Source organism: Rhodanobacter sp. KK11 (assembly GCF_033345435.1).
Taxonomy (GTDB): Bacteria; Pseudomonadota; Gammaproteobacteria; order Xanthomonadales; family Rhodanobacteraceae; genus Rhodanobacter.
In genome coordinates this window covers 223,676-247,995 of record NZ_JAWPMI010000006.1, presented here as the reverse complement: position 1 = coordinate 247,995, position 24,320 = coordinate 223,676, and the positions used below count along the sequence as shown (strand labels likewise).

At 68.8% G+C, this 24,320-nt stretch carries 24 protein-coding genes; all 24 read right to left on the bottom strand.

Annotation, left to right across the window (positions count from 1 at the left end):
* The coding region (locus tag R5H19_RS17860; protein WP_318160421.1) for a flagellar biosynthesis protein FlhA at window positions 1-1,625 on the bottom strand (1,625 nt) is incomplete at its 3' end.
* Between the two features lie 15 nt (window positions 1,626-1,640).
* Entirely contained in the window at window positions 1,641-2,777 is a 1,137-nt protein-coding gene (gene flhB / locus R5H19_RS17855) for a flagellar biosynthesis protein FlhB (RefSeq protein ID WP_318160420.1), read from the bottom strand.
* Window positions 2,778-2,781: 4 nt separating this feature from the next.
* Window positions 2,782-3,552 (bottom strand): flagellar biosynthetic protein FliR, encoded by a 771-nt coding sequence (gene fliR, locus R5H19_RS17850; RefSeq protein ID WP_318160419.1) that lies wholly within the window; start codon window positions 3,550-3,552, stop codon window positions 2,782-2,784.
* Window positions 3,549-3,818, bottom strand: coding sequence for a flagellar biosynthesis protein FliQ (fliQ, locus tag R5H19_RS17845; RefSeq protein WP_318160418.1), 270 nt, complete (start codon window positions 3,816-3,818; stop codon window positions 3,549-3,551). Before fliQ ends, fliR begins: the two co-directional genes overlap by 4 nt.
* Window positions 3,819-4,641: 823 nt before the next feature.
* Window positions 4,642-5,391, bottom strand: a complete 750-nt coding sequence (gene fliP, locus R5H19_RS17840) for a flagellar type III secretion system pore protein FliP (RefSeq protein ID WP_318160417.1) — start codon at window positions 5,389-5,391, stop codon at window positions 4,642-4,644.
* Entirely contained in the window at window positions 5,388-5,798 is a 411-nt protein-coding gene (fliO, locus tag R5H19_RS17835) for a flagellar biosynthetic protein FliO (RefSeq protein ID WP_318160416.1), read from the bottom strand. Before fliO ends, fliP begins: the two co-directional genes overlap by 4 nt.
* Window positions 5,799-5,802: 4 nt before the next feature.
* A complete protein-coding gene (fliN, locus tag R5H19_RS17830; protein WP_318160415.1) occupies window positions 5,803-6,150 on the bottom strand; it encodes a flagellar motor switch protein FliN in 348 nt (115 codons plus the stop codon).
* Window positions 6,147-7,163: a flagellar motor switch protein FliM gene (gene fliM, locus R5H19_RS17825; protein ID WP_318160414.1), complete on the bottom strand. Its 1,017-nt coding sequence runs from the start codon at window positions 7,161-7,163 to the stop codon at window positions 6,147-6,149. The genes fliN and fliM overlap by 4 nt, the downstream gene beginning before the upstream one ends.
* 16 nt (window positions 7,164-7,179) lie before the next feature.
* On the bottom strand, window positions 7,180-7,680 hold the full coding sequence (locus R5H19_RS17820) for a flagellar basal body-associated FliL family protein (protein ID WP_318160413.1): 501 nt from the start codon (window positions 7,678-7,680) through the stop codon (window positions 7,180-7,182).
* Window positions 7,681-7,998: 318 nt separating this feature from the next.
* Window positions 7,999-9,060: a flagellar hook-length control protein FliK gene (locus tag R5H19_RS17815; protein WP_318160412.1), complete on the bottom strand. Its 1,062-nt coding sequence runs from the start codon at window positions 9,058-9,060 to the stop codon at window positions 7,999-8,001.
* Window positions 9,061-9,163: 103 nt separating this feature from the next.
* Window positions 9,164-9,589, bottom strand: a complete 426-nt coding sequence (gene fliJ, locus R5H19_RS17810) for a flagellar export protein FliJ (RefSeq protein WP_318160411.1) — start codon at window positions 9,587-9,589, stop codon at window positions 9,164-9,166.
* The gene (gene fliI / locus R5H19_RS17805) at window positions 9,586-10,953 is read right to left on the bottom strand and encodes a flagellar protein export ATPase FliI (protein WP_318160410.1); all 1,368 of its coding nucleotides are present in this window, start codon (window positions 10,951-10,953) and stop codon (window positions 9,586-9,588) included. The genes fliJ and fliI overlap by 4 nt, the downstream gene beginning before the upstream one ends.
* 171 nt (window positions 10,954-11,124) lie before the next feature.
* On the bottom strand, window positions 11,125-11,739 hold the full coding sequence (locus tag R5H19_RS17800; protein ID WP_318160409.1) for a FliH/SctL family protein: 615 nt from the start codon (window positions 11,737-11,739) through the stop codon (window positions 11,125-11,127).
* Window positions 11,739-12,755: a flagellar motor switch protein FliG gene (gene fliG, locus R5H19_RS17795; protein WP_318160408.1), complete on the bottom strand. Its 1,017-nt coding sequence runs from the start codon at window positions 12,753-12,755 to the stop codon at window positions 11,739-11,741. The genes R5H19_RS17800 and fliG overlap by 1 nt, the downstream gene beginning before the upstream one ends.
* Window positions 12,745-14,460: a flagellar basal-body MS-ring/collar protein FliF gene (fliF, locus tag R5H19_RS17790; protein WP_318160407.1), complete on the bottom strand. Its 1,716-nt coding sequence runs from the start codon at window positions 14,458-14,460 to the stop codon at window positions 12,745-12,747. Before fliF ends, fliG begins: the two co-directional genes overlap by 11 nt.
* A gap of 47 nt (window positions 14,461-14,507) precedes the next feature.
* Window positions 14,508-14,834, bottom strand: coding sequence for a flagellar hook-basal body complex protein FliE (gene fliE, locus R5H19_RS17785; RefSeq protein WP_318160406.1), 327 nt, complete (start codon window positions 14,832-14,834; stop codon window positions 14,508-14,510).
* A gap of 206 nt (window positions 14,835-15,040) precedes the next feature.
* Window positions 15,041-16,483 (bottom strand): sigma-54 dependent transcriptional regulator, encoded by a 1,443-nt coding sequence (locus R5H19_RS17780; RefSeq protein WP_318160424.1) that lies wholly within the window; start codon window positions 16,481-16,483, stop codon window positions 15,041-15,043.
* 330 nt (window positions 16,484-16,813) lie between these two features.
* Entirely contained in the window at window positions 16,814-17,398 is a 585-nt protein-coding gene (locus R5H19_RS17775; protein WP_318160405.1) for a PilZ domain-containing protein, read from the bottom strand.
* Between the two features lie 78 nt (window positions 17,399-17,476).
* Window positions 17,477-17,755: a flagellar protein FliT gene (locus R5H19_RS17770; RefSeq protein WP_318160404.1), complete on the bottom strand. Its 279-nt coding sequence runs from the start codon at window positions 17,753-17,755 to the stop codon at window positions 17,477-17,479.
* 3 nt (window positions 17,756-17,758) lie between these two features.
* Window positions 17,759-18,166 (bottom strand): flagellar export chaperone FliS, encoded by a 408-nt coding sequence (gene fliS, locus R5H19_RS17765; RefSeq protein WP_318160403.1) that lies wholly within the window; start codon window positions 18,164-18,166, stop codon window positions 17,759-17,761.
* A 17-nt stretch (window positions 18,167-18,183) separates the two neighbouring features.
* The gene (fliD, locus tag R5H19_RS17760) at window positions 18,184-19,578 is read right to left on the bottom strand and encodes a flagellar filament capping protein FliD (RefSeq protein ID WP_318160401.1); all 1,395 of its coding nucleotides are present in this window, start codon (window positions 19,576-19,578) and stop codon (window positions 18,184-18,186) included.
* A gap of 65 nt (window positions 19,579-19,643) precedes the next feature.
* A complete protein-coding gene (locus R5H19_RS17755) occupies window positions 19,644-21,092 on the bottom strand; it encodes a flagellin (protein WP_318160399.1) in 1,449 nt (482 codons plus the stop codon).
* A gap of 123 nt (window positions 21,093-21,215) precedes the next feature.
* Window positions 21,216-22,418 carry a flagellar hook-associated protein FlgL gene (gene flgL, locus R5H19_RS17750; protein WP_318160398.1) on the bottom strand — a complete coding sequence of 401 codons (1,203 nt, stop codon included), beginning with the start codon at window positions 22,416-22,418 and terminating at the stop codon, window positions 21,216-21,218.
* Between the two features lie 3 nt (window positions 22,419-22,421).
* The gene (gene flgK, locus R5H19_RS17745; RefSeq protein WP_318160397.1) at window positions 22,422-24,296 is read right to left on the bottom strand and encodes a flagellar hook-associated protein FlgK; all 1,875 of its coding nucleotides are present in this window, start codon (window positions 24,294-24,296) and stop codon (window positions 22,422-22,424) included.
* Window positions 24,297-24,320: the final 24 nt, after the last annotated feature.

Genomic DNA, 24,320 nt, shown 5'->3' with positions numbered 1-24,320 from the left:
AGCACCTTGACCACCACGCCCAGCGACAGCCGCTTGGGCACCAGGTCCTCGACCAGCTTCGGCGCGCTCTGCGCCAGGCGGTCCAGCAGCTGCTGCACGTCCTGGTGGCTGAGCAGCTCGTGCGCATGGCCCTGCAGGATGTGCGACAGGTGGGTGGCGATCACCGTGGCCGGGTCGACCACGGTGTAGCCGTAGCTTTGCGCCAGCTCGCGCTGGCCCGATTCGATCCACACCGCCTCCAGTCCGAACGCCGGGTCCTGCGTGGCGATGCCCTGCAGGGTGCCGTGCACCTGGCCGGGGTTGATCGCCATCAGGCGCTCGTTGTGCACCTCGGCCTCGCCCATCGGCACGCCCATCAGGGTGATCCGGTAGGTGTTGGGGCCGAGGTCGAGGTTGTCGCGAATGTGCACCGCCGGCACCAGGAAGCCCAGCTCCTGCGACAGCTTGCGGCGCACCGACTTGATCCGCCCCATCAGCTCGCCGCCCTGGTGCACGTCGACCAGCGGGATCAGCCGGTAGCCCACTTCGAGGCCCAGCGGATCGACGCTGGCCACGTCCTCCCAGCCCAGCTCCATCCGCTCCGGCGGTACGGCGGCAGCCGGCTTCTCGGCGACCGTCTCGGCCAATCTGGCGCGGGTTTCGTGCTCGCGCTTGAGCAGCAGCCACGCCACGCCGCCGCAACTGGCGCCGAGCAGCAGGAAGGCCACGTTCGGCATGCCGGGGATCATGCCCATCACGACCAGCACCGCCGCCGCCACGCCGAGCGCGCGCGGCTGGCCGAACACCTGGCCGATCACCTGCTTGCCCATGTCCTGCGACTTCGACACGCGGGTGACGATGATCGCCGCCGCCACCGACAGCATCAGCGCCGGCACCTGCGCGACCAGGCCGTCGCCGATGGTCAGGAGGGTGTAGGTGTGCGCTGCCTCGCCGGCGGACAGGCCGTGCTGCATCACGCCGACGAAGAAACCGCCGACGATGTTGATGAGCAGGATCAGGATGCCGGCGGTGGCGTCGCCGCGCACGAACTTGGAGGCGCCGTCCATCGAGCCGTAGAAGTCCGCTTCCTCGCGCACTTCCTGGCGGCGCTCGCGCGCCTGTTCCTGGGTCAGCAGGCCGGCGTTCAAGTCGGCGTCGATCGCCATCTGCTTGCCGGGCATCGCGTCCAGGGTGAAGCGCGCGGTCACCTCCGACACGCGGGTGGCGCCCTTGGTGACCACCACGAAGTTGATGATGGTGATGATCGCGAACACCACCAGGCCGACCGCGAAGTTGCCGCCGATGACGAACTCGCCGAACGCCTCGATCACCTTACCGGCGGCGCCGGGACCGTCGTGGCCGTGCAGCAGCACCACGCGGGTGGAGGCGATGTTCAGCGCCAGCCGCAGTAGGGTCGCCATCAGCACCACGGTGGGGAACGCGGCGAACTCCAGCGGGCGCATCACGTAGACCACCGCCAGCAGGATCACCAGCGACAGCGCGATGTTGAAACTGAACAGCATGTCGAGCAGGAACGGCGGCAGCGGCAACATCATCATCGCCAGCATCACCAGCATCATCACCGGCGCGCCAATGCCCCGTCGCGCCAGCTGTTTGAAGTTGCCCAGTACGTCTGCAGCCGTCATGGATTTGACTCGTCGTTATTCGCGGTAAGGCCCCATCAGGTCGGGATCGACCTCGGGGGTTGGCGCCGCCGGTGGCGTCTCGCCGTGCGCCGCGGCCTGCTTCAACTGGTAGACGTAGGCCAGCACCTGGGCCACCGCCACGTACAGCGCCGCCGGAATTTCCCGACCCAGCTCCGTGGTCGCATACAAGGCGCGTGCCAACGGCGGCGCCTCCACCAGCGGGATGCGATGGGCGCCCGCCACCAGGCGGATCTGCTGCGCCAGCACGTCGACGCCCTTGGCGATCACCCGCGGCGCGCCCATGCGACCGTCGTCGTAGCGCAAGGCCACCGCGAAGTGGGTGGGGTTGACCACCACCACGTCGGCGCGGGGCAGTTCCTCCATCATGCGGCGGCGCGCCTGCGCCTGCTGCACCTGGCGGATGCGCCCCTTCATCTCGGGGTTGCCCTCGCTCTCCTTCATCTCGTCCTTGATCTCCTGCCGGGTCATGCGCAGGTTCTTCGCGTGGTCGAACTTCTGGTAGATGGCGTCGATGCCGCCGATCAGCGCCAGCATCGTGCCGAACCACAGCGCGGCGCGGCCGAGCAGGCCGATCGACTGCGTGATACCGGCCGCCACCGAGCCGCGGCCGGTGGCCTGCAATTCGCCCTGCCAGTGCCGCAGCAGCAGCGCCAGCACCGCACCGATGAACACGAGCTTCAGCAGCGCCTTGCCCAGCTCGACCAGGCCGCGCATGGCGAAAATCTTGCCCAGCCCCTTGATCGGGTCGAGCCGTTCGAACTTCGGCTGCAACGCCTGCGCGCTGAAATTCAGCCCGCCCAGCAGCAGCGGCGCAGCCAGCGTGGCCAGCATGGTGGCCAGCGCCACCGGCCAGAACAGCCCCAGCGCCTCATACATCACCGCATGCAACGTGCGGCCCGGCAAATCATCGGTGAACAAGGCGTCGCGCGAGTAATGCATGCCCAGCGAAAAGATCCGCCGGGCATGCACGAACGCCTGCTCGCCGCCGCTCATCAGCGCCGCCACGCCGGCCAGCACCACCATCGCGCCGGACAGGTCGCGCGATCGCGGGACCTCGCCTTTCTCGCGCGATTCGCGAAGCTTCTTCTCTGTCGGTTGTTCGGTTTTTTCCTGGTCGCTGTCGTCGGACATCGCGTCAGCTCCCCAGCAGGTTGCGCATCAACGACCAGGCGTCGTCCTGCAACGCCTCGAACGCGCCCGGCAGGCTGCGCAGCGACAGCCACAAGGCGATGAAGCCCAGCGACACGGTGATCGGAAAGCCCACCGCGAACAGGTTCATCGACGGCGCCGCGCGGCTGATCGCGGCAAAACCGATGTTCACCACCAAGAGCGAGGTCATCGCCGGCAACGCCACCCGCACCGCGCCGGCAAACAGCTGCGCCGCGAAGCCGAGCACCGCGTGCAGGCCGTTGGCGTCGATCGTCGGCACGCCCGGCGGCAGGCTGTGGAAGCTGTCGGCGAGCAGCGCGATCAGGCGCAGGTGGCCATCCATCGCCAGGAACAGCAAGGTCACCAGCAGCAAGTAGAACTGGCTCAGCACGTTCGACCTGCCGCCGGCCTGCGGGCTGACCACTTCGGCGAAGCCCAGGCTCATGCTCTGCCCCACCAGCTCGCCGCCGAAGGCCACCGCCTCGAACACCAGCTTCAGCACGAAACCCACCGCCGCGCCGATCAGCACCTGCCCGGCCATGGTCGCCACGCCGTCGCCGCTGAGCGGGTCGATCGCCGCCGGCGCCAGCGGCGCCAGCACCAGCGACAGCAGCACCACCACGCCGATGCGGATCCGCGCCGACACCACCGTGGCGCTGAACACCGGCGCCACCAGGCACAGTCCGCTGACCCGGCCGATCGCCCAGAACAGGCTGCCCAGCCACGCCGGCAACTGCGCCAGGTCCAGCGCCGTCATCTGACCGCGCCCGGCAGGCTCTCGATCAATTGGGTGGTGTACTGCACCAGCAGGCGCAGCATCCACGGCCCGGCGATCAGCGCCACCAGCGCCATCGCGATCAGCTTGGGGATGAAGCTGAGCGTCATCTCGTTGATCTGCGTGGCCGCCTGGATCACGCCGATCAGCAGACCCACCGCCAGCGCGGTGAGCAGCAGCGGCGCGGCCACCAGCATCGCCACGTACAGCGCGTGCTGGCCGATCTCCATGATGGATTCGGGGGTCATGGACGGATTCCCGCGTGGCCGCTGACGAACGGCTTCCGCTCAGTCGTACCTGTAGAAGCGCACTCGGTATGCGATGCTGTTGCGCTTGTCGCATCCGGGGCGAAGAGCTCCAGAAGCAAAAGCTTTCGTGCGCCTGCGGCGCCCGAGTTACTTCTCTTTTGCTTGTCCAAAAGAGAAGTAACCAAGAGAAAACGACACCCCGCTTGGCGCTTGCCGGGCATCCTGCCCGGCAAGTCCGTGAGTCGGGGCCGGGCTTTTCGAGCGGGCATCGTGCCCGCGCGAAAAGGCGAGTCCATCCATGGACTCGCCCGCTGCGCGGCCTGTCGACCCCGCCTCACCGCCGCGCAAGGGACCCCGGGTAGAGCAGCGGGCCATCCTGGCCCGCACTCGGTGGAAAGCCGAAAAGCAAAGAGCGGAGCAACAGCAAAGCGATGTTTTGCTCTTGATCTTGCTCTTTTGAAGAGTGCGCGCTGGGAGCGCGCTGCTCTACCCGGGGCCCCTATGGCGCGGCGGGTGGGCGGAGGAAAGCCCGCAGGGTGGCCGGCAGGGATGCCGGCCAGTTTTTCGCCAGCACAGGATGTGCTGTCGAAAAACCCCGTAGCCCACCCGCGCACCCGAAGGGCAGGATGCCCGCAGGGCGCGCCATCGGGGTGGCCTTTCTCTTTGGTTACTTTCTCTTTGGCCACGCAAAGAGAAAGTAACTCGGCTGCCGAAGGCAGACGAAAGCTCTTGCTCTGAAAGCTCTTCGCTTTGAATGCGAAGACAAGCGAGAGCATCGCCCGCGAGCGGGCTCCTACGTAAGCCTCGGCCAGCTGGTGCGCGGTCACGTGTAGAAGCTCCCCGCCAGGGTCCCGAGCAGCAGCGTCCAGCCATCCACCAGCACGAACAGCATGATCTTGAACGGCAGCGAGATGATCATCGGCGAGACCATCATCATGCCCATCGACATCAGCACGCTGGCCACCACCAGGTCGATGATCAGGAACGGAATGAACAGCAGGAAGCCCATCTGGAACGCGGTCTTCAGTTCGCTGGTGAGGAACGCCGGCATCGCCACCTTGAACGGCACATCCGCCTTGCTGGCATAGGGCTTGTCGCCGGCCAGCCGGGTGAACAGCGCCAGGTCCGCCTCGCGGGTCTGGTCCAGCATGAACTGCTTGAACGGTGCGGAGGCGGCCGGCAGCGCCTGCTCGGCGGCCAACTGGCCGTCCATGTACGGCTTCACCCCATCGGCGTAGGACTTGTTCAGCACCGGCGACATCACGAACAGGGTGAGGAACAGCGCCAGCCCCAGCAGCACCTGGTTCGGCGGGGTCGATTGCGTACCCAGCGCCTGGCGCAGGAAGCCGAGCACGATGATGATGCGGGTGAACGAGGTCATCATCAGCGCGATCGCCGGCAGCAGGGTCAGCGCCGTCATCAACGCCAGCAGCTGCAGCGACAGCGTCCAGCTCTGCCCGCCGCCGGGTGCGCTCTGCACGTTCACCAGCGGAATGCCCGGCGGCGGTGCCGCCAGCGCCGCCAGCGGCAACAGCATCAGCGACAGCGCGACGATCCAGCGCCAGGTCCTCATGCGCCGCGCTTCCAGCGCGCCAGCAGCTCGCCGAACGCGGGCAGCGGCGCCGCGACGGGCTCGACCACGGCAGGTTCGGCCGGCGTGCCGTCGTAGACGTGCAGCGTGCGCATGCCGCCCGGACCCACGCCAACCAGCAGCCGCTTGCCATCGGCGTCGAGCAGCAGCACGCGCTCGCGCGCGCCCACCGCCATCGCCTCCACGCAGCGGATGCGCCGTCCGCCCGGCCGGTTGCGCGACTGCAGCCGCCGGCTCAGCCAGCCCGCCACGAAGATCATCGCCACCACCGCGGCCAGACTGAGCAGCACCCGCAGCAACTCGCCGCCGACGTTGACGTCGGCGGCGGGCAGCGCCGCCGGCGCCAGCGCCGCGACGACCCTGTTCGCCGTTCCCGTTGCCCTGTTCACGGCCTCACCGCAACTTGCGCACGCGCTCGGCCGGGCTGATCACGTCGGTCAGGCGGATGCCGAACTTCTCGTTGATCACCACCACCTCGCCGTGCGCGACCAGGGTGCCGTTGACGAACACGTCCAGCGGCTCGCCGGCGGCGCGGTCCAGTTCCACCACCGAGCCCTGGTTCAGCTGCAGCAGGTTGCGGATGCTGATGCGGGTGCGCCCGACTTCCATCGCCAGGGTCACCGGCACGTCGAGGATCATGTCGAGGTTGACCTCGCCGCCGGCCGTGGCGACGCCGTGCAGCGAATCGAATTCGACGCGCTCGCCGGCAGTGGCCGACGCAACTTCAGTGGACTGGTTCATGCGGGAGTCTTCTCTTTGAATGTGTCGCCGGCCGCGCGCTTCTCGCGCCGCCCGGCCTGGGCATGGAAACGCACGGCGTTGCGGCCACCGGACTGGCCGTAGTGACCGCGGAACACCGGCACGTCCTCGGCGTAGACGGTGGCCAGCTCCGGCAGCTGCACCGGGATCACGTCACCGGGACGCAGGTGCAGGAACTCGCCGAGGCTGAGCTGCACGTCGAGCAGCAGCGAACTCAGGTTCACCTCCGCGTCGAACACCTCCTCCTGCAGCATCTCCGCCCAGCGGTCGTCGCGGTCGGCACGGTCGCTCTGCACGCCGGCATCGAGCAGGGTGCGGATCGGCTCGACCATCGCGTACGGCAGGGTCAGGTGCACCTCGCCGCCGCCGCCGTCGAGCTCGACGTGGAAGCGCGACACCACCACCGTCTCGGTCGGGCTGACGATGTTGGCGAACTGCGGATTGATCTCGGAGTTCTGGTACTCGAACTGCAGGCCCAGCACCGGTGCCCACGCTTCGGCCATCGCACCGAACAGCTCCTCCAGCATGATCTGGATCACGCGGTTCTCGGTTGCGGTGAAATCGCGGCCCTCGATGCGGGCGTGGTAGCGGCCGTCGCCGCCGAAGAAGTTGTCGATCACGGTGAACACCAGACGCGGCTCGAACACCACCAGCGCGGTGCCGCGCAACGGCTTGATGCGCACCAGGTTCAAATTGCTCGGTACCGCCAGGCTGTGCACGTACTCGGCGAACTTGATCATCTTCACGCCCAGCACCGAGACCTCGCAGGTCTTGCGCAACACGTTGAACACGCCCAGCCGGAAGAACCGCGCGAAGCGCTCGTTGACCATCTCCAGCGTGGGCAATCGCCCGCGCACGATGCGGTCCTGCTGGGTGAAGTCGTACGCGATCACCGCATCGCGCGGTGGCGGCTCGTCGCCGCCGGTGGCCACCGCGCCGCCGCTGACACCGTCCAGCAGCGCGTCGATCTCGTCCTGGGAAAGCAGATCGCTCATGCCTGCGCCCCTGTCGTCACTGCATCACGAAGCTGGTGAAGTACAGCGCGTCGATGCCGGGCCGGCCCAGACGCGCCTTGACGATCCTGCGCACGGCGACCAGCGCATCCGCCTGCAGCTTCTGGCGCCCGGCGGCGTCGCTGATGATGGCGAAGTCCTGGTTGCTGAACAGCGCCACCAGCGCGTCGCGGATCACCGGGTCGGCGGCCTTGGCCACCTCGATCGCCGCGGGGTCGTGCGACATCAGGGTGACCCCGACCTGCAGGTAACGCAGCGATTCGGCATCACGGAAATTCACCACGAAAGCCGGGTCCAGCGGCAGGTAGAGCTCGACTTTGGCCTGCTTCGGCGTGGACTCGCCGGTGCCGCCGGATGCAGGCTGACGCGACTGCCACAGGTAGCCGCCGATGCCCAGCGCCAGCAGCAGCACCACCGCCACCGCGGTCAGCGGCAGCTTGCGGCTCTTGCGCTCGGGCGGGGTGTCGACCACCTCGCCAGCTCGTTCCTCGTCGACCATGGAAACCTCGATCCGCAGATGATGGAAAGGCACGCGCGCGGCGCGTGCCATGCATCAAAAGCAAGCCGCGTGCCATCGATGGAAACCGTTGTGCCTGCTTGCTTCACGGCGAATGCGGCAGCGTGCGCGGCGCTTTCTTGACGGGCGCCGGCGAGTCGTCGCGACGCGATTTCGGCGGCGCCCGGACAAGCACCATGTTGATGCACGGATGCAGGCGACCCGATCGGCGACGGAACTCAGCCGCCTGGAACCCTCTCCCCACGGCGACTGCAAGGAGGGAGAAGGGCGCGACCCGTTGGGCGTCGCCGCCGAATCGGGTCAGGCGAACGCGTCGAGCAGGCCGACCTTGCCCAGTGTCACCGGCATGCCGCCGTGGACGTCGGCGATCTCGTCCACCGCCGTCGTGCCGGTATTTCCGCCTTGGCCGCGATGGTCGCCGCGATCGTGCTGGCCGACCTCGGCGTGGCCGAGCGACAAGCCGTGCCGTGCCAGCATCTGGTCGAGCTGCGGCAGGCTCTGCTGCACCGCCGGCACCGCGGCCGCGTGCTGCGCGCTGAACACCACGTCGACGCGCCCGTGCGTCACGCTGACGCTTACGTCGAGCGAGCCCAGCTCCTCGGGATGCAGGCGGATTCGCGCCTGCTTGATGTCCTGGCCGCCCAGCCAGGCCACCTGGTGGCCCAGGTCCTGGGCGAACGCCGGGCTTCCCGGCGGCGAGGGCAGTTGCAACTGGTGCGGCACCGCCGGCGCGGCGGCGGCAGGCGGAGCCGGCAGCGCCATTGCCAGGCCGTGTCCTTCCGGCGCCTCCTTGCCGATGGCTGCTGCCGACGGCTCGGCGTGGGCCATTCCCGGCATGTCGGCGGACGGCAGCACGTTTGAACGCGCCGCGCCCGGGCCGCCTGCGGGGTCGAGCTGGAGCATGACGGCAGCACCAGCGTCGACTGCCTTGCCGGCCTCGGCGGCCGCGCCGGCCTTGCCGGCGACGGGCTGCAGCGCAGCCGCCACCGACGAACCCAGCAAGGCGAGCATCGCGCCGGCCACGGCGACCGCCGGCTGGTCGTCCGGCTCGTCTCTGTCCGCTGGAGCGGCCGGCGCCTCGGCCTGCGCTGCGGCTGCCGGCAGCGCAGCCGGGCCGGTGGGTTCGGCAGTGTCGGACTGCCGGCCCGGCGAGGGTGGCGTTGCCGATGCGGGCCGGCTTCCGTCCCGGCTGTCCGGCACGCCTTGCCTGGCGCGTTCGTCATGCTCTTGCCGTGCAGCGTGCAACTGGCTGCCGAAATCCTTCGGCGCGCCGCTGCCCGCGTCATCGCGCGGCGCGCCTGCGGATCGCTGTCCTGTCGCGGCAGGGGGCGCAGTGACGGTGCCGATGGCGGAAGCGGTCATGGCGTGGACAATCCTCCTGCAAGGGGTGCCTGCGCGGCCTGCCATGCGGCATGCAGCAAGGACGCGCAGCGTTGGGACGGCAGCGGCGAGGCGGGCGGCGCCTTCATCGCGGCCGCCGATGCTGCATGCGTTCGTCGATTTCGGCCTGTTCATGGCGATCGGCAGCGCGACGCTCGTGTTCGAGATGCTGCGCCACCACGCTGTCCAGCGCGCTCTCGCGCGCATGCGCCTGGCGCCAGTGGTTGCGCACCTGCGCCAGCTGGCGGCCGTGCCGCGCCACCTCGGCCTCCTGCTGTGCGATCGCCCGGTCGATCCGTTCCACGAACTGCTGCCGGTTGAGCAGCGCCGTCACGCTCTGCACGCCGTCGGCGGACGCCGCATATTCCATTCGATAACGCCGCAGCTCACCGAGCTGGTGCTCGGCCCTGGCCAGCGCCTGCTGCTGCGCCGCCAGCTGCGCCAGGGCGTCTTCGCTGCGCTGCCTGGCCTGCTCCACCGCAGGCTCCAGTTGTTTGGCGCGCGAACTCATCCGCTCACCTGCGCGGCAAGTTCATCCAGTTTTTCGATCGCCGCTTCGAGCGTCATCGGCTCGTCCACTTCCTGCAGCAGGAAGTGGCGCAGCTGCGGCCACAGCTCGATCGCCTGGTCGACCTGCGGGTCGGAACCCTTCTGGTACGCGCCCACCGCGATCAGGTCGCGCTGCTGGCGATAGGCGGAATAGACCTGGCGGAAGCGCTGCGCCGCACGCAGGTGCTCGCGCGCCACCACCGCCGGCATCACGCGGCTGATCGAGGCCTCGATGTCGATCGCCGGGTAGTGGCCGGCTTCGGCGAGGTCGCGCGACAGCACGATATGGCCGTCCAGGATCGCGCGTGCGGCGTCGGCGATCGGGTCGTGGCGGTAGTCGTCGCCCTCGGTCAGCACGGTGTAGAACGCGGTGATCGAGCCGCGCCCGTCGGCATCGTTGCCGGCGCGCTCGACCAGCGCCGGCAGCATCGCGAACACCGACGGCGGGTAGCCCTTGGTCGCCGGCGGCTCGCCGATCGCCAGTGCGATCTCGCGCTGCGCCTGGGCGTAGCGGGTCAGCGAATCCATCAGCAGCAGCACGCGCTGGCCGCGGTCGCGGAACCACTCGGCGATCGCGGTGGCGTATTGCGCGCCGCGCAGGCGCTTGAGCGGCGGCGCGTCGGCCGGCGCGGCGACGATCACCGCGCGGCGCCGGCCTTCCTCGCCCAGCGTGTGCTCGACGAATTCCTTCACTTCGCGGCCGCGCTCGCCGATCAGCCCGACCACCACCACGTCGGCGTTGGTGTAGCGGGTCATCATGCCGAGCAGGGTCGACTTGCCGACGCCAGAACCGGCGAACAGGCCCAGCCGCTGGCCGCGGCCGACGGTAAGCAGCGCGTTGATCGCGCGCACGCCGACGTCCAGCGGCGCGTCGATCGGCTTGCGTGCCATCGGGTTGATCGGTTCGCGCTTGAGCGCGGCGTGCTCGTCCGACGCCAGCGCGCCGAGTCCGTCCAGCGGTACGCCGTCGGCGCCGATCACCCGGCCGAGCAGGCCCATGCCTACCGGCAGCCCGCCGCTGCGCGCATACGGGCGCACCCGCGCGTTCGGCAGCACGCCGTGCATGTCGCCGACCGGCATCAGCAGCAGGCGTTCGTCGGCAAAGCCGACCACCTCGGTCTCCAGCGTGGTACCGTCGGCGGTGTCGACCAGGCAGCGCGCGCCGAGCGCGGCCTCGCAGCCCTCGGCTTCCAGGGTCAGTCCGACCACGCGGCGCAGGCTGCCCTCGACGACCAGGGTGCGCGCCGTTCCCGCGCGTGCGCCCTGCCGCGCGAACTGGCGCTGCCAGTTAGCCTGACGCGCCGCGATGAACGCCTCAGTGTTCATGGCGCGCCCACCGTCGCTGTCGTTGCCGTTGCGTTGCCATTGCTGTTGTAGGAGCCCGTTTGCGGGCGATGCTCCTGCTCTTGCTCCCGCGAATCCCGAATCCCGGCAGCAAGAGCATCGCCCGCAAGCGGGCTCCTACAGGGGAGGAGGACGGGATCACGGTCGCGCGGGTCATTCGGCGGCTCCGCTGCCGTCGCCGAGGACGGCGTCGATCATCGCAGCCAGGCGTGTTTCCACCCGCGCATCCAGCCGCGAACGTTCGCTTTCCAGGCGGCAGTCACCGCGTGCGAGCGCTGCATCGGCCAGCAGCTGCCAGTGTGTTTCGGCGGCGCCCGATTCGCGCAGCAGGGCCAGATCGGCCGGATGCAGGTGCACGCGCAGCTCGCGCGTGGCGGCCGGCAAGACGGTGGCCGCCTGGCGCACCGCCTGGATGACCAGCGCGGGCGACAGCTCGAGTTCATGCGCGATCACCCGCTGCGCCACGATCATGGCCAGCTGCGCCAACTCCTGCCCGGTCTGTTCGTCGAGCGCCTGCAGCGGGCGTGCCGCCGCGTCGTACAGGGCGTCGAGTTCGGCCATGCGCTGGCGCAGTTGCTGCTGCGCCGCGGCCGTTCCCTCCGCATGGCCCGCCGCATAGCCTTCCTCGCGTGCCTGCTGTTCGAGCTCCGCCAGTTCGCGCACGGTCGGTTGCGCCGGCGCCTTGGCCGCCGCAGGCGACCGGCCAGCCACGTCCGGCAGCTCCCAGCGCCGGAAATCCGCGGTCGCGTCGTGGACGGTGGCCACCATCAGACGAATTCATCCCCGCCGGAGGTGAGGCTGAGCTGGCCGGCGTCGGAAAGCTTGCGGGCGATGCCCAGCACTTCCTTCTGCGCCGCGTCGACCTCGCTCAGGCGCACCGGCCCCTTCACTTCCAGGTCGTCGCGCATCATGTCGGCGGCGCGCTTGGACATGTTGGCGAAGATCTTCTCGCGCACCGCCGGCTCGGCGCCCTTGAGCGCGGTGATCAGGGTGCCCGACGGCACTTCGCGCAGCAGCAGCTGCATGCCGCGGTCGTCCAGCTCGGCGAGGTCCTCGAACACGAACATCAAGTCCTCGATGCGCCCGCCCAGCGCATCGTCCTGGCTACGGATGGCCGCCATCAGCTCGGTTTCGCGGCTGGTTTCCATCGCGTTGAGGATATCGGCGGCGGCCTTCAGCCCGCCGACGCTGGCGGACTTGAGCTTCTTGTTGTTGCCGGAGAACTGGCGCTCCATGATCTCGTCCAGTTCGTTCAGCGCATGCGGCTGCACGCCGTCGAGCGTGGCGATGCGCATCACCGCGTCGGAGCGCACGCGCGGCGGCAGGTAGCCGATCACCTCGGCGGCCTGGTCCGGCTCCAGGTGCGCCAGCACCAGCGCGATGATCTGCGGGTGTTCCTGGTTGATCATCTCGGCGATGGCGCGGCTTTCCATCCACTTGAGCGATTCCAGCCCCTTGCTGCTGCGCCCGAGCAGGATGCGGTCGATCAGTCCGCCGGCCTTGGTCTCGCCCAGCGCGTTGGTGAGGATCTTGCGGATGTACTCCTCGGTACCGACGCCCAGCGAAGTCTGCTGGCCCATGTCCTGGTTGAGCCGGGCCAGCGCATGCTCGACGTGTTCGCGCGAGACGCTGGTGAGCCCGGCCATCGCCGTGCCGACCGCCTGCACGTCGCGGGCGCTCAAGTGCTTGAGCACTTCGGCGGCGTCCTGCTCGCCCAACGTCAGCAGCAGGATCGCCGCGCGCTGCGCACCGGTGACGGGCGCATCGGAACGGTTAGTTGCCATCTTCGTTCACCCAGTTCCTTACCACTTGCGCCACCTGTCTGGAATTTTCGCCGACCATCCGCCTGGCCTGGCCGACGCGCTGCTCGTACGAAAGCGTCGGCATGACGCCACCGAGCCGGGCCGGTTCGTCGACCGTCGGCTCGTCGTCGATGCGCACCGAGATCTGCGGCATCGGCGACGGCAGCGCACGAGTCGCCGGCCCACCGTGCAGCAGGCCTTTCAGCAAAGGGCGCAGCAGGCCGAACGCCACCAGCAGTGCGATCAGCACGCCGGCGCCCTGCTTGAGCAGGTCGAGCACGCCTGGCCGCTCCCACAGCGGGGTTTGCGGCGGCGCCTCGAGCGCCGGGCCGCGCTGGAACGCCTGGTTGACCACGCTGACGCTGTCGCCGCGGGTGGCGTCGAAGCCCACCGCGTTCTTGGTCAGGTCCGTCAGGTGCTGCAGCTCCTGCGCACTGAACGGCACGCTCCTGGGCGTTGCCGCCGAATCGTCGGCCGGATCGTCCGGCGTGCCCGGCTTGTCGGCGGCGACCAGCTTGTTGTCCAGCACCACCGCCACGGTAAGCCGGGCCAGCCGGCCGGCCGGGTCGCTGACATGGCTGATGGTGCGGTCCAGCTCGTAGTTGCGGGTGGCGCTGCTGGAGCTCTCGCCCGGGCTGGCGCTCGCCGCGGTGGCGGTGGGTGCAGCGGCCTTGCCGGCATCCGGCCTGGCCGCCGTAGGCTGCGCGACCGTGGCCGGTGGCTGATTGCTGAGCGCACCTGGCACGCCGCCTGCGGCGGCATCGCCGCCTCCGCGTTGCTCGCTGCTGGTCTGCTCGCTGCGCAGCGCCGGGTGGTCGTGGCCGAAGGTCTCGGTGGCCTTCTCGGTACGGCTGAAGTCCAGGTCCGCGTTCACCCGCGCATGCACCCGGCCGGGGCCGACCAGCGGCGTCAGCAGTTCCTCGATGCGCTGGGCGTAGGTGTTCTCGATCCGCGTGGCGATGCGCAGGCGGTTGTCGCCGACCGCTCCCGGGCTTTCCGGGTCGGCGGTCAGCAACTGGCCCTGCTGGTCGACCACGGAAACCTGGCGCGCTTCGAGGTTCGGCACGCTGGCCGCCACCAGGTGCACGATCGCCGCCACCTGGCCGGCGTCCAGCTGGCGGCCCGGATACAGCGTGACCAGTACCGAGGCGCTGGCTTCGCGGCTGTCGCGGATGAAGGCGGAAGGTTTCGGCAGCGCCAGGTGCACGCGCGCGGCGCGCACCGACTGCAGCCCGCCGATGGTGGCGCCCAGGTCCGCTTCCAGCAGCTGCTGGTAGCGGGTGCGCTCGGCCAGGTCGCTCATGCCGAACGGCGAATCGGCGGCCGGCAGCACGCTGCTGCCGGCGCTGCCCTGGGGCAGGCCTTTCGCCGCCAACTTCAGTCGCAGCGCGGCCAGGTCGGCGGCCGGCGCCATGATCGACGAGCCGTCGCTGCCCAACTGGTAGGGCGTGTTGCTTGCCTGCAATTCCTGCGTGATCGCCGAGGCATCCTTCTGTTCCAGGCCGGCGTACAGCAAGCCGTAGTTCGGCCCGCGCGACCACAGCACCACGGCCACGCCCAGGGCCACGGCCGCGGCCACCGCCACCAGCAGCACCAGCTGCCGCGTCGCCGGGTTGCGGGCGATCTGCTTGAAGGGGTCCAGGCGCGAGCCGTTGTCGGCGCTCGTCGCAATGGCGTTGTCGGCCATGCTGCTGCTCTTGGGCTAAGGGGCGGAGCCGGATCGACGCGGATGCGTCAGACCGGCATGTTCATGATTTCCTTGTAGGCATCGACCAGCTTGTTGCGCACCTCGACCACCGTGCGCAGCGACAGATCGGCCTTCTGCAGCGCGATCATCGTGCGGCCGAGGTCGGCACCGGGATCGCCGCGCTCGAAACCCGCCGCCATGCGGCCGGCTTCCAGCTGGTTGCGGCCCACGGTGGAAAGCGACTGCCTGAGCACGTCGGAGAAGTCGGCCTGCCCGGCCACCGCCGCCGGCTTCACCGCGGCTTCCGGCGCGCGCACCTGCGCCGTCATCTGGCGCATCTGTGACAGCAGGTTGTTGACGTCGATGGTGCTCATCGCGATGCGTCCTCATGACGGATTCCCGACGCGTGACGGGGTTTCGAGTGAGTGGTTGCACGAGCCGTGCCAGTGGGGAGTGGAGGCCTTTTGCTCCCTCCCCTGCTTGCAGGGGAGGGTCGGGGTGAGGTCGCTCTTCGTGCAGCAAGGTCAAAAGCCACCCCTCCCAAGCTCCCCCTGCTTTGCAGGGGGGAGCGGCCCATCTCTCACGCCGCCAGGCTGTTCTGCAGGCCGTACTTGCGCAGTTTTTCCACCAGCGTGGTGCGCTGCATGTGCAGCAGGCGCGCGGCGTGCGCCACCACGCCGCCGGTGGCGTCGAGGGCCTGGCGGATCAACCCCACTTCGATGTCGGCCAGGTGGTCCTTCAGGTCGAGGCCCTGTTCGGGCAGCGTGCGCAGCGCCTCGGGCACCGGCTGCACGCCCGCCTCGCACGGCGGCAGTTCGTCCTCCATCAGCGCCAGCAGCGCCGCGCCGAGCACCTCGTCGCCGGCCTGCTGGCCGCGGTATTTCTTCGGCAGGTCGCTGGCGCGCACTTCGCCGTGCGGGAACAGGATCGCCATGCGCTCGACCAGGTTGGAAAGCTCGCGCACGTTGCCCGGCCAGGCATGCGCGCGCAGCGCCTGCATCGCGCCGGCACTGAAGCGCACCACGCCCAGCCCGCGGCGGGCGAGACGCTGGTTGAACTCGCCGATCAGCACCGGCAGGTCGTCCAGCCGTTCGCGCAGTGACGGCAGCTCGAGCGGGAACACGCTGAGCCGGTAGAACAGGTCCTCGCGGAAGCGGTCGCTGGCGATCGACTGCTCCAGGTTGCGGTGGGTGGCGGCGATGATGCGCACGTCGCAGCGCATGGTCTTGCTGCCGCCCACCCGCTCGTAGGCGCGCTCCTGCAGCACGCGCAGCAGCTTCACCTGCATCGGCAGGCTCATGTCGCCCACCTCGTCGAGGAACAACGTGCCGCCCTCGGCCATCTCGAAGCGACCCTTGCGTGCGCTGATCGCGCCGGTGAAGGAGCCCTTCTCGTGGCCGAACAATTCGCTCTCCAGCAGTTCCGCCGGGATCGCCCCGCAGTTGATCGCCACGAAGGGCTTGTCACGGCGCGGCGAGTGTTCGTGGATCGCCCGCGCCACCATTTCCTTGCCGGTGCCCGACTCGCCGAGCACCAGCACGGTGGAATCGAACGGGGCGACCTGGCGGATCAGCGCGTTGACGCGGACCATCGGCGCCGAGTCGCCGACGAAGCGCAATGCGCCGGACTGCCCGCCGAGCAGGCGCGCATAGATGTTGCGCAGGGCTTCGGCCATCTTCTCGTAGCGCAGCGGGAACGCCAGCGTGGCCATCCGCCCGGCAAACGGCGATGCCGGCGCACTGAAGCGCCCGAGCCAGGGCGAATCGCCGGCCAGCAGCACCGGCACGTGCGATGCGGCGGCGCCCAGCAGGGCGAACTGGCGTTCCGCTTCGGCGGCGTCGTCGACATGGCCGATATATACCGCACGCCATGCATGGGTGGATTCGTCCACCTCGCTGCAGGTGGCGCCGTGTTGTGGCCGATAGCCCAGGAAGTGAAGTGCCGAGAGCACGGAATCCACACGCGCTTGGTCGGACTCGATGACCAGGAAATCGAATTTCTGCACCGCTCTCTCCTTAACCATGCTGCTCATTCGGCGATCCCATGCTTCCAGCGGGAACGCTTTTCATCCGTGCCGGGTTTCCGTCACCGGCCTGATGAACCGTGAGCAATAAGGAGGCCAATTTTTCGGGTCATCGCGACGAGAAAACGTCACGTGTCGGGAAAGCCGACGCCGCCAGAACGCCGAACCTGCGCCGGCGTATCCCGTAACCGCATGAAACATGAGTCGTTTGCGCGACACCCGTGGCGTGACCTGGTGCGCGTGCCGGGCGTGACCCGTGTCGTGGGAACCGGCGGCCGGATCTCGTAATTGCGAACTGCATCACACCAGGTTTGCCAACCGGATCGCGCGTCAAACGAGGGGTTGGCGTGCCCCTGCCACTTTGCGTCGGTGATGGCGGAAAACCATGCGCTCAATTGCGTCACCCAGTGCGTCACCAAGTGGCGCAAAAGCCACGAACATTCGACCATCGTCGAACTGACGCGCCACCTGCGCGGCGAGTTCCAGCGGCAGGCTGCGGCAGGGGTCGAAGCGCATGCGCAGCAGCAGCCCGTCGCCGGCCGGCGCCAGGCCCGCGGGCAGGACGGCACCGATCGCATTGAAGCGCAGCAACTGCCGCGGCGGCAGCGTGCCGTCGGGCACCAGCAGGCTGTTGACGATCTCCACCAGCACGTTGAGCTTGGCGTCCATCCGCAGCATTTCCTGCATCAGCGGGCTGTCGTCCTCGCCGGCGTCGGCGCGGCGCTCTTCCAGCGCGGCGATCGCCGCCAGCACGTTCGCGTTGCGCTCGGCCAGCTGCTGCAGCCGCGCCGGCGGCGGCGGCCAGGCCAGCGGCTCGCAGTCGGCGTGCAGGCTCTCTTCGCAGCTGACCCGCTGCTCGAAATCGTCCCAGCTGGCCGAAGCCACGCTGCCTGGGGTCGTGTTGCCTGGGGTCATGGCGTGGCTCCGCGACGCGGTGAAGCCGAAACCGCCACGCCGGCGGTCCCGGAGATGGAACTCAGTCGCCGCCGGCCGTCACGGCCGGGCGTAGGCGGCGATTGCACGTGCGCGGTCGGTCTCCCGCTGCCATTGCTCGGCTGCCGAGTCCCGCGCGCTGCCGACGATCGCCTGCAACTGGCGATCGTACGCCAGAATCGCGTCCAGCCGGGCCAGGCTGTCCGGGTCGGACGCATGCTGGCGCAACAGCAACGGCTCGCGCTCGGCCTCCAGTTCGATCAGCTGCGACCACTCCTGCGCCTGCGCGGCGGCTAGCATGCGGCCAGTCAACTCCAACGCGCGTACCAGGACGTCCATGGCTTACGCACCCGCCGCTGGCTGGGCGGCGGAAGGGGCGATCTTCACCCAGCTGTCGCGGACAGGCTGCAGCAGACTGCTGACTTCGTCGATCAGGCTGGCGTCGTCGCGCAGGTTGGCCTGCAACAGGCGGCGGCTCATGTAGTCGTAGAGAGAGTCCAGGCGCTCGACCAGCACCGGATCTGCCTTGGGGTCGAGGCTGCCGCGCAGTCCGCCGAGGATTTCGATGCAGCGCGAGATCGCCTCGCCCTTGGCGGCGACCTCGCCGCGCAGCATGTGCGCGCGGGCCTTCACCAGGCGCTCCAGCGCGCCATCCATCAGCAGCGTGATCAGCCCGTGCGGATCGGCCGATTCCACGCCACCGTGCGAACGTACCTGTTGATAGGCGCCTGCGCCATAACCGAAACCCATGGTCGTCTCCTGGTGGCTTATTTCTTGTTGCTGTTGGTCAGCGCATCGAACTGCTGCTGCAGATAACTGCTGGTGCTGTTGAGCTTGCTCATCAACGTGTCGAGTGCGCTGAACTGGGCCTGGTAGCGCGCGGTAAGGTCGGCCATGCGGCTGTCCAGCGTGGCCTGCTGCGTGGTCAGGTCCTTGAGCTGCAGGCCGATGCTGTCGGTGCGGTTGGCCAGCACGCCGCTGCTGCCCACCCAGCTGTTCAACTGGGTATTCAACTGCGCGGCGAAACCGTTGTCGCCGCCGAACAGGTTGCCCACCTGCCGACCGCCGTCGCCGAGTGCGCCGGCCAGCTTGCCGCTGTCCAGCTTCAGGGTGCCGTCCACCTGCAACGAGATGCCGATGGACGACAGCGTCGCGCCGTTCGCGGTGCCGCCGATGATGCGCGACAGCGTGCTGTTGATGCTGTTGAGCGTGGCGTCGCCGAGCATGGCGCCGGCCGTGCCGCTGGTAGCGTCGTACCTGGTGAGGTTCTGGTAGATCCCCACGAAGCTGTTGTAGGTGTTGACCAGGTTGGTCAGCGCGCTGGTGGCCTTGCTGCTGTCGTTGGCCACCGCCAGCGTGCTTTCGCCGACCTTGGCCAGGTTGAGGGTGAGGCCGTCGATGGCGCTGCTGATGCTGTTGCCCGCACTGCGGCCGGCGAGGCCATCGATGGTGTACTCGGCGTCCTGCGCGGTGGTGATGACACTGAGCGCGTTGCCGCTGCTGGCGGCCGCGTCGTAGCTGAGCGCGGCCAGCCCGCCATCGCCGCCGCTGCTGCTCACCGTGAAACCGTTGGCCGCGCCGGTGCGGGTGCCGCTGAGCACCAGGTGCGCGCCATCGCTGCCGTTGACGATGGTGGCGCTGACGCCGGGGTTGTCGCTGGCCTTGTTGATCGCATCGCGGATCTGCGCCAGCGAGTTGTTGCCGGCGTCCAGCGACAGGCTCATCGACTGCCCCCCCACCGCGAGGGTGAGCGTGCCGGTGCCGACCTTGGTGTTGGCGTCGGCAAACGCGCCGGAGGAAGCCTTGAGCGAGGTAGCCAGCTGGCTCACCACGATGCGGTAGTTGCCGCTGACCGGGCTGCCGTTGGCGCTGGCAGCGAGCACCGTGCTGTCGCCGCTGCTCACAGTACGCGCGTTGAAGGCGCTGCCATCGGTGAGCGGAGCCATGGCCGACTGCAGCGCGGACAAGGCGGCGCCGACCTGGCCCAGGGCCGAAAGCTGGGTGTTGGCCAGTGCCGACTGGCTGGTGATCTGGTCCTGCTGGGGCTTTTTCTTGGCGTTGACCAGGGTGGTGACCAGGGTGCCGACGTCGATGCCGGAGCCCACGCCCATGGAGGTCAGCAAACCCGAGGTGGGTGTGGTGGAGCCTACGGTGATCGCCATGGATGTGGATTCCTGGAATGAAGGGAACGGCCGCGAAAGATTCGCGGCCGTTCCGGGTCAAGCGGTTACTGCAGGAGCTTCAGCACGCTCTGCGTGGTGGCGTTGGCCTGCGCCAGCACCGACACGCCGGCCTGCTGCAGGATGTTCGCGCTGGACATGTTGGCCGTCTCGGCCGCGAAGTCCGCATCCTGGATCTGGCTACGCGAGGCGGACAGGTTCTGCGAGATGGTCTGCAGGTTGGCGATGGTCGAGGTGAAGCGGTTCTGCACCGCGCCGAGGTCGCTGCGCATCGAGCTGATCGTGCTCAGCGCTGAGTCGATGCGGCTGATGGTGTCGTTGGCGCCGGCCACAGTCTTCACGTTGCTGCTGGCCAGGTCGCCGCCAACGGCGTAGGCCGCGGTATTGAAACCGAGGTTGCCCGCGCCGGTGCCGCCCTTGGTGCCGCCGACGGTCAGTGCTTCCTGCGATGCGAGCTTCAGCGCGCCGTTGCTCGAATCAACGTAGGCCGACACGCCGCTGATGCCCTTGGCATTGATCGCCGCGGCCAGTTCGCCGGCGTCCTTGAACGTGCCTTCGATCCCTACCGCCGAACCCGAACCGGCCTGCAGGGTGAAGTCGCCGGAACCGAGCGTCAGCGGGGTCGGATCGCCCACGCTCACCGCATCCTTGCCTGCCGTGGGGGCAGCAAACGTGGCGCCGCTCACGCCGGTAACAGTCATCGGATCGGCACCGGCGGTCTTGGCCGTCAGCTTGAATCCGTTCGCGCCATCCGCCGCGACAGTGTACTTGTTGCTGCCGGCGTCCAGTGCCGACTGGATCGCAGCCAGCGTGGTGGTCTGGTCGGTGCTCGCGGTGACGCTGACCGAATCGGAGCCGATCGTGAACGCGATGGTGCCGCTGGTCCAACCGGCGACGCCCGAGGCGGAGACCGTACCGGCAGTCGCCGAGGCGCTTGCAGTGGCAGCGAACACGCCGGTCGCGCTCGTGGCCGAGGCGATCTGGCCCACCTGCGCCGCACCCGCACCCTGGCTCAGGTTGACCGAAATGGTCTCGCCGACGTTGGCGCCGATCTGGAACGCGGCGCTGCCGAAGCTGCCGTCGAGCACGTGGCGGCCGTTGAAGGTGGTCTGCTGCGAGATGCGGGTGATTTCCGACAAGCGCTGCTGCACTTCGGCGTCCAGCGCGGCGCGATCGCTGTCGGAGTTGGTGGCGTTGGCCGACTGCACCGCCAGCGTGCGGATGCGCTGCATGTTGTTGGTCACCTCGTTCAGCGCCGACTCGGTGGTCTGCGCCAGCGAGATGCCGTCGTTCGCGTTGGCCACGGCCTGGTTCAGGCCGTTGATCTGGGTGGTGAAGCGGGTCGAGATGGCGAGGCCGGCGGCATCGTCCTTGGCGCTGTTGATGCGCATGCCGGAGGACAGGCGCTCGATCGCGGTAGCCAGCTTGCTCTGCGACGAAGCCAGGTTCTTCTGCGCGTTCAGCGAGCTGATGTTGGTGTTGACGCTCATGACCATGGGAGTATCTCCAGAAGGGGTCGTAGGTGCCGGTGGCCGGCGGTGACAGCCAGCGGGGATTCCGATGAGAACACCGCCGCCTCAGTGACTGTTTCGACCCCAACCACGGAAACTTGAGCCTTGTCAACGCAAATAGTCGAACAACCTTGAACCCTGGATCTTGGTGAACGTCTGCTGTGCCGCCTGCAGTGCGGTGGTCTGCGCGCCGAGCTGGCTGATCGCGTCGTAGTAGTTCAGATCCTGCACGTCCGACAGCGCGCTCTTGTACTGCAGGGTCAGGTCGTCGTTGAGCGAACTCTGCTGGTCGAGCGCATTCATGCGCGCGCCGACCATGCCGCGCGTGCGGCTGATGTTGTCGATCGCCTGGTCGAGATTGGCGAACTGCGTGTTGATGCTGTTCTGCATGGCCGCGCCGCCGCCGTTGGGCTGGCGCAGCGCGTTGATGATGTTGTCCAGCGTGGTGAACACGTCCTGCTTCGCGGACGCACCCAGCGCGAACGTGTCGCCGACGTCGGGCGTGCCGCTGAAGGCCACCTGCGCGCCGCGGAAAGTGATGCTGCCGCCGCGGCTCGCGTCGTAGCTGCCGCTGTCCAGCACGGTGCCGGCACCGTCGCGCACTTCGTAAGCGTCGGCAGCGGTGAACACGATGCTGTAGCTGCCGCCGTCCCACGCCGACGGATTTGCGCTGGGGTCGCTGACGCTGCTGGCGCCGGCCACCGCGCTGCCGGTGTTGGCTGCGCCGGCGCTGACGGCGAACCTGCCGTTGCCGGTGGGAATGTCGGCGAACACCGCGCTGCCTGGATCGCCGGTGGCCACCTGCAGGCCGGGGCCGGCGGCGACCATGCGCTGGCCGTCGTCGCCCACGTAGCTCACGCCGTTCTGCGCGACGAACGGCATCGTGCCGGTGCGGTTGCCGGCGAACAGGTACTCGCCCTGCCCGTCCTTGCTGTTGGCCTGGCCGAGCAACTGCTGGCGCAGCTGCACCATTTCTGCGGCGATGTCGCCGCGGGTCTCGTCGGTCTGCGAGCCGTTGGCGGCCTGCAGCAGCAGCGTGCGCACGCGGCCCAGCACGTTGCTGACGTTGGACAGGGTCTGGTCCTCCAGGCCCAACCGCGCGTTGGCACTGGTGATGTTGCGCTGGTACTGCGCGGCGTCGGCGGTGAGGTGGGTCAGGTCGAGCGCGCGCGCGGCGCCGACCGGGTCGTCGGACGGCTGGTTGATGCGCTTGCCGGTGCTCAGCTGGATGTTGAGGTCGGACAGGTCGCTCTGCCGGTCCATCATGCTGCCGACGGACTGCTGCTGCATCCAGCTGGTGGAAACTCGCATGGCTTACCCCTTCACGGCGCCGAGCAGCGCGCCGAAGATGTTGTTGGCGGTGCTGATGACCTGCGCGGAAGCCTGGTACGCCTGCTGGTAGCGCAACAGGTTGGCGGCTTCCTCGTCCAGGTTCACGCCAGACAGGCTCTGCTGCGAACTCATCGCCTGGTTGTACACCGCGGTCTGCGTGGTCAGGTCGTCCTTGGCCAGCGCGCCGGCGCTGCCGACCTGGCCGACCAGCTGGCTGTAGGCACGGCCGGCGCTGGTGACGCCGCCATCGAGCACGCCAAGGTTGGCCACCTTGCCCAGCATCAACGCGTTGCTGTTGTCACCCTGCGCATTGCTGTTGGCCTGCACGCCGAAGCTGTCGCCGGCCTGCGGCGCACCGCTGAGCTGCATGCTCCAGCCGTTGTGGACGATCGGCTGGCCGGGGGTGAAGACCTGCGCCGGGCCGCCGTCGATGCTGTAGCTGGTGGCCGAGACGAACACCACGGAACTGCTGTTGAACAGATTGGCGTCGCTGCCGTCGCTGATGCTGACGCTGGGCGCTGCCGTGCCGGTGTTGCCGGCCGCGGCGGCAGCCTTCAGCGGCGCGGCGGCGGCGATCTTGTCGGGGTCGTCGATCGCCACCGAAAAACCCGCGGCGGCATTGCGGCTGGGCTGCACGCGGAAACTGTCGCCGGCATTCGCGATGCCGCCCACCACCAGGCTCAGCCCGGCGGCGACGAACGGATCGGCGCTGCTGCCGCTGCCGCTGAGCGCGACGCTGTTGCCGCTGGTGTCGCGCATGCTCCAGTTGCTGCCGTCGTAGCTCAGCACGTAATCCTTGCCGGTCAGCGCGCCGATGTCGCCGATGCTGGCATCCAGCGTGCCGCTGCCGCCGTTGCTGGCGGCCGCCTGCACGGTCGGGCCGGCCACGTCGAAGAAGGTGCCGCCGAGCGCGCCGCGCAGGTCCATGCCCTGCGCATGCTGCGCGTTGAACGCGCTGGCCAGCGCCTGCGCGCTGCGACCCAGCTGGCTCTGCGCGGGGTCGAGCACGTTGCCGCGGAAATCCAGCAAGGCACCCAGCGCGCCGCCGCCGATGCGTCCGCTCAGCACCGCGCCCGACGCCGCACCCACCACTTCCAGGCGGGTGGCGTCGTACACGTTGGGTGCGGTGCCCAGCACATGGGCCTCGGTGCCGGTGACCAGCGCCTGGCCGTTGCCCACGAACACGCTGATGGTGTTGTCGTTCTGCGGCACCACGCTGATGCCGACCTGGCCGGCCAGCTTCTTCACCAGCGCATCGCGCTGATCGAGCAGGTCGGCCGGCGGCGTACCGTCGGTGGCCTGCGAGGAGCGGATCAGTCCGTTCAACTTGGCGATCGACTGGCTGGCACTGTTGATCGCATCGACGGCCTCGCCGATCTGTTGCTGCAACTGGCCGGAAAGCTGGCTGAACTGGCCGGACAGCGCGCGGAACGTGCTGGCCAGTCCGCCCGCGCGGGCCAGCAGCACCTGTCGCGAAGCTGCATCCGACGGCGCGTTGGCCATGTCCTGCACGGCGCCGAAGAAACTGTCCAGCGAAGTCTGCAGATTGCTGCTGCCGGAAAGCTGGTTGTTGAGCTGGCCGGTGAGGCTGGCCATGGTGCCGGCACGCCCTTGCGCGGACGTGGCCGACCACAGCGAGCTGTTGAGGAACTGGCTGTAGGCGCGCTGCACCGCCACGGTGTTGACGCCGGTGCCGACGTAGTAGTTGGCCTGTCCTTCGGGCAGGCGGGCGCCGAACGACACCAGCTGGCGGCTGTAGCCGTCGGTGTTCGCGTTGGCCACGTTGTGGCTTACCGTACTGAGCCCGATCTGCGCGGCAAGCAGTCCGGACACGCCGGTCGAAAGCATGTCAGCCATGGATCATCCTCGACAGCGGGAGCG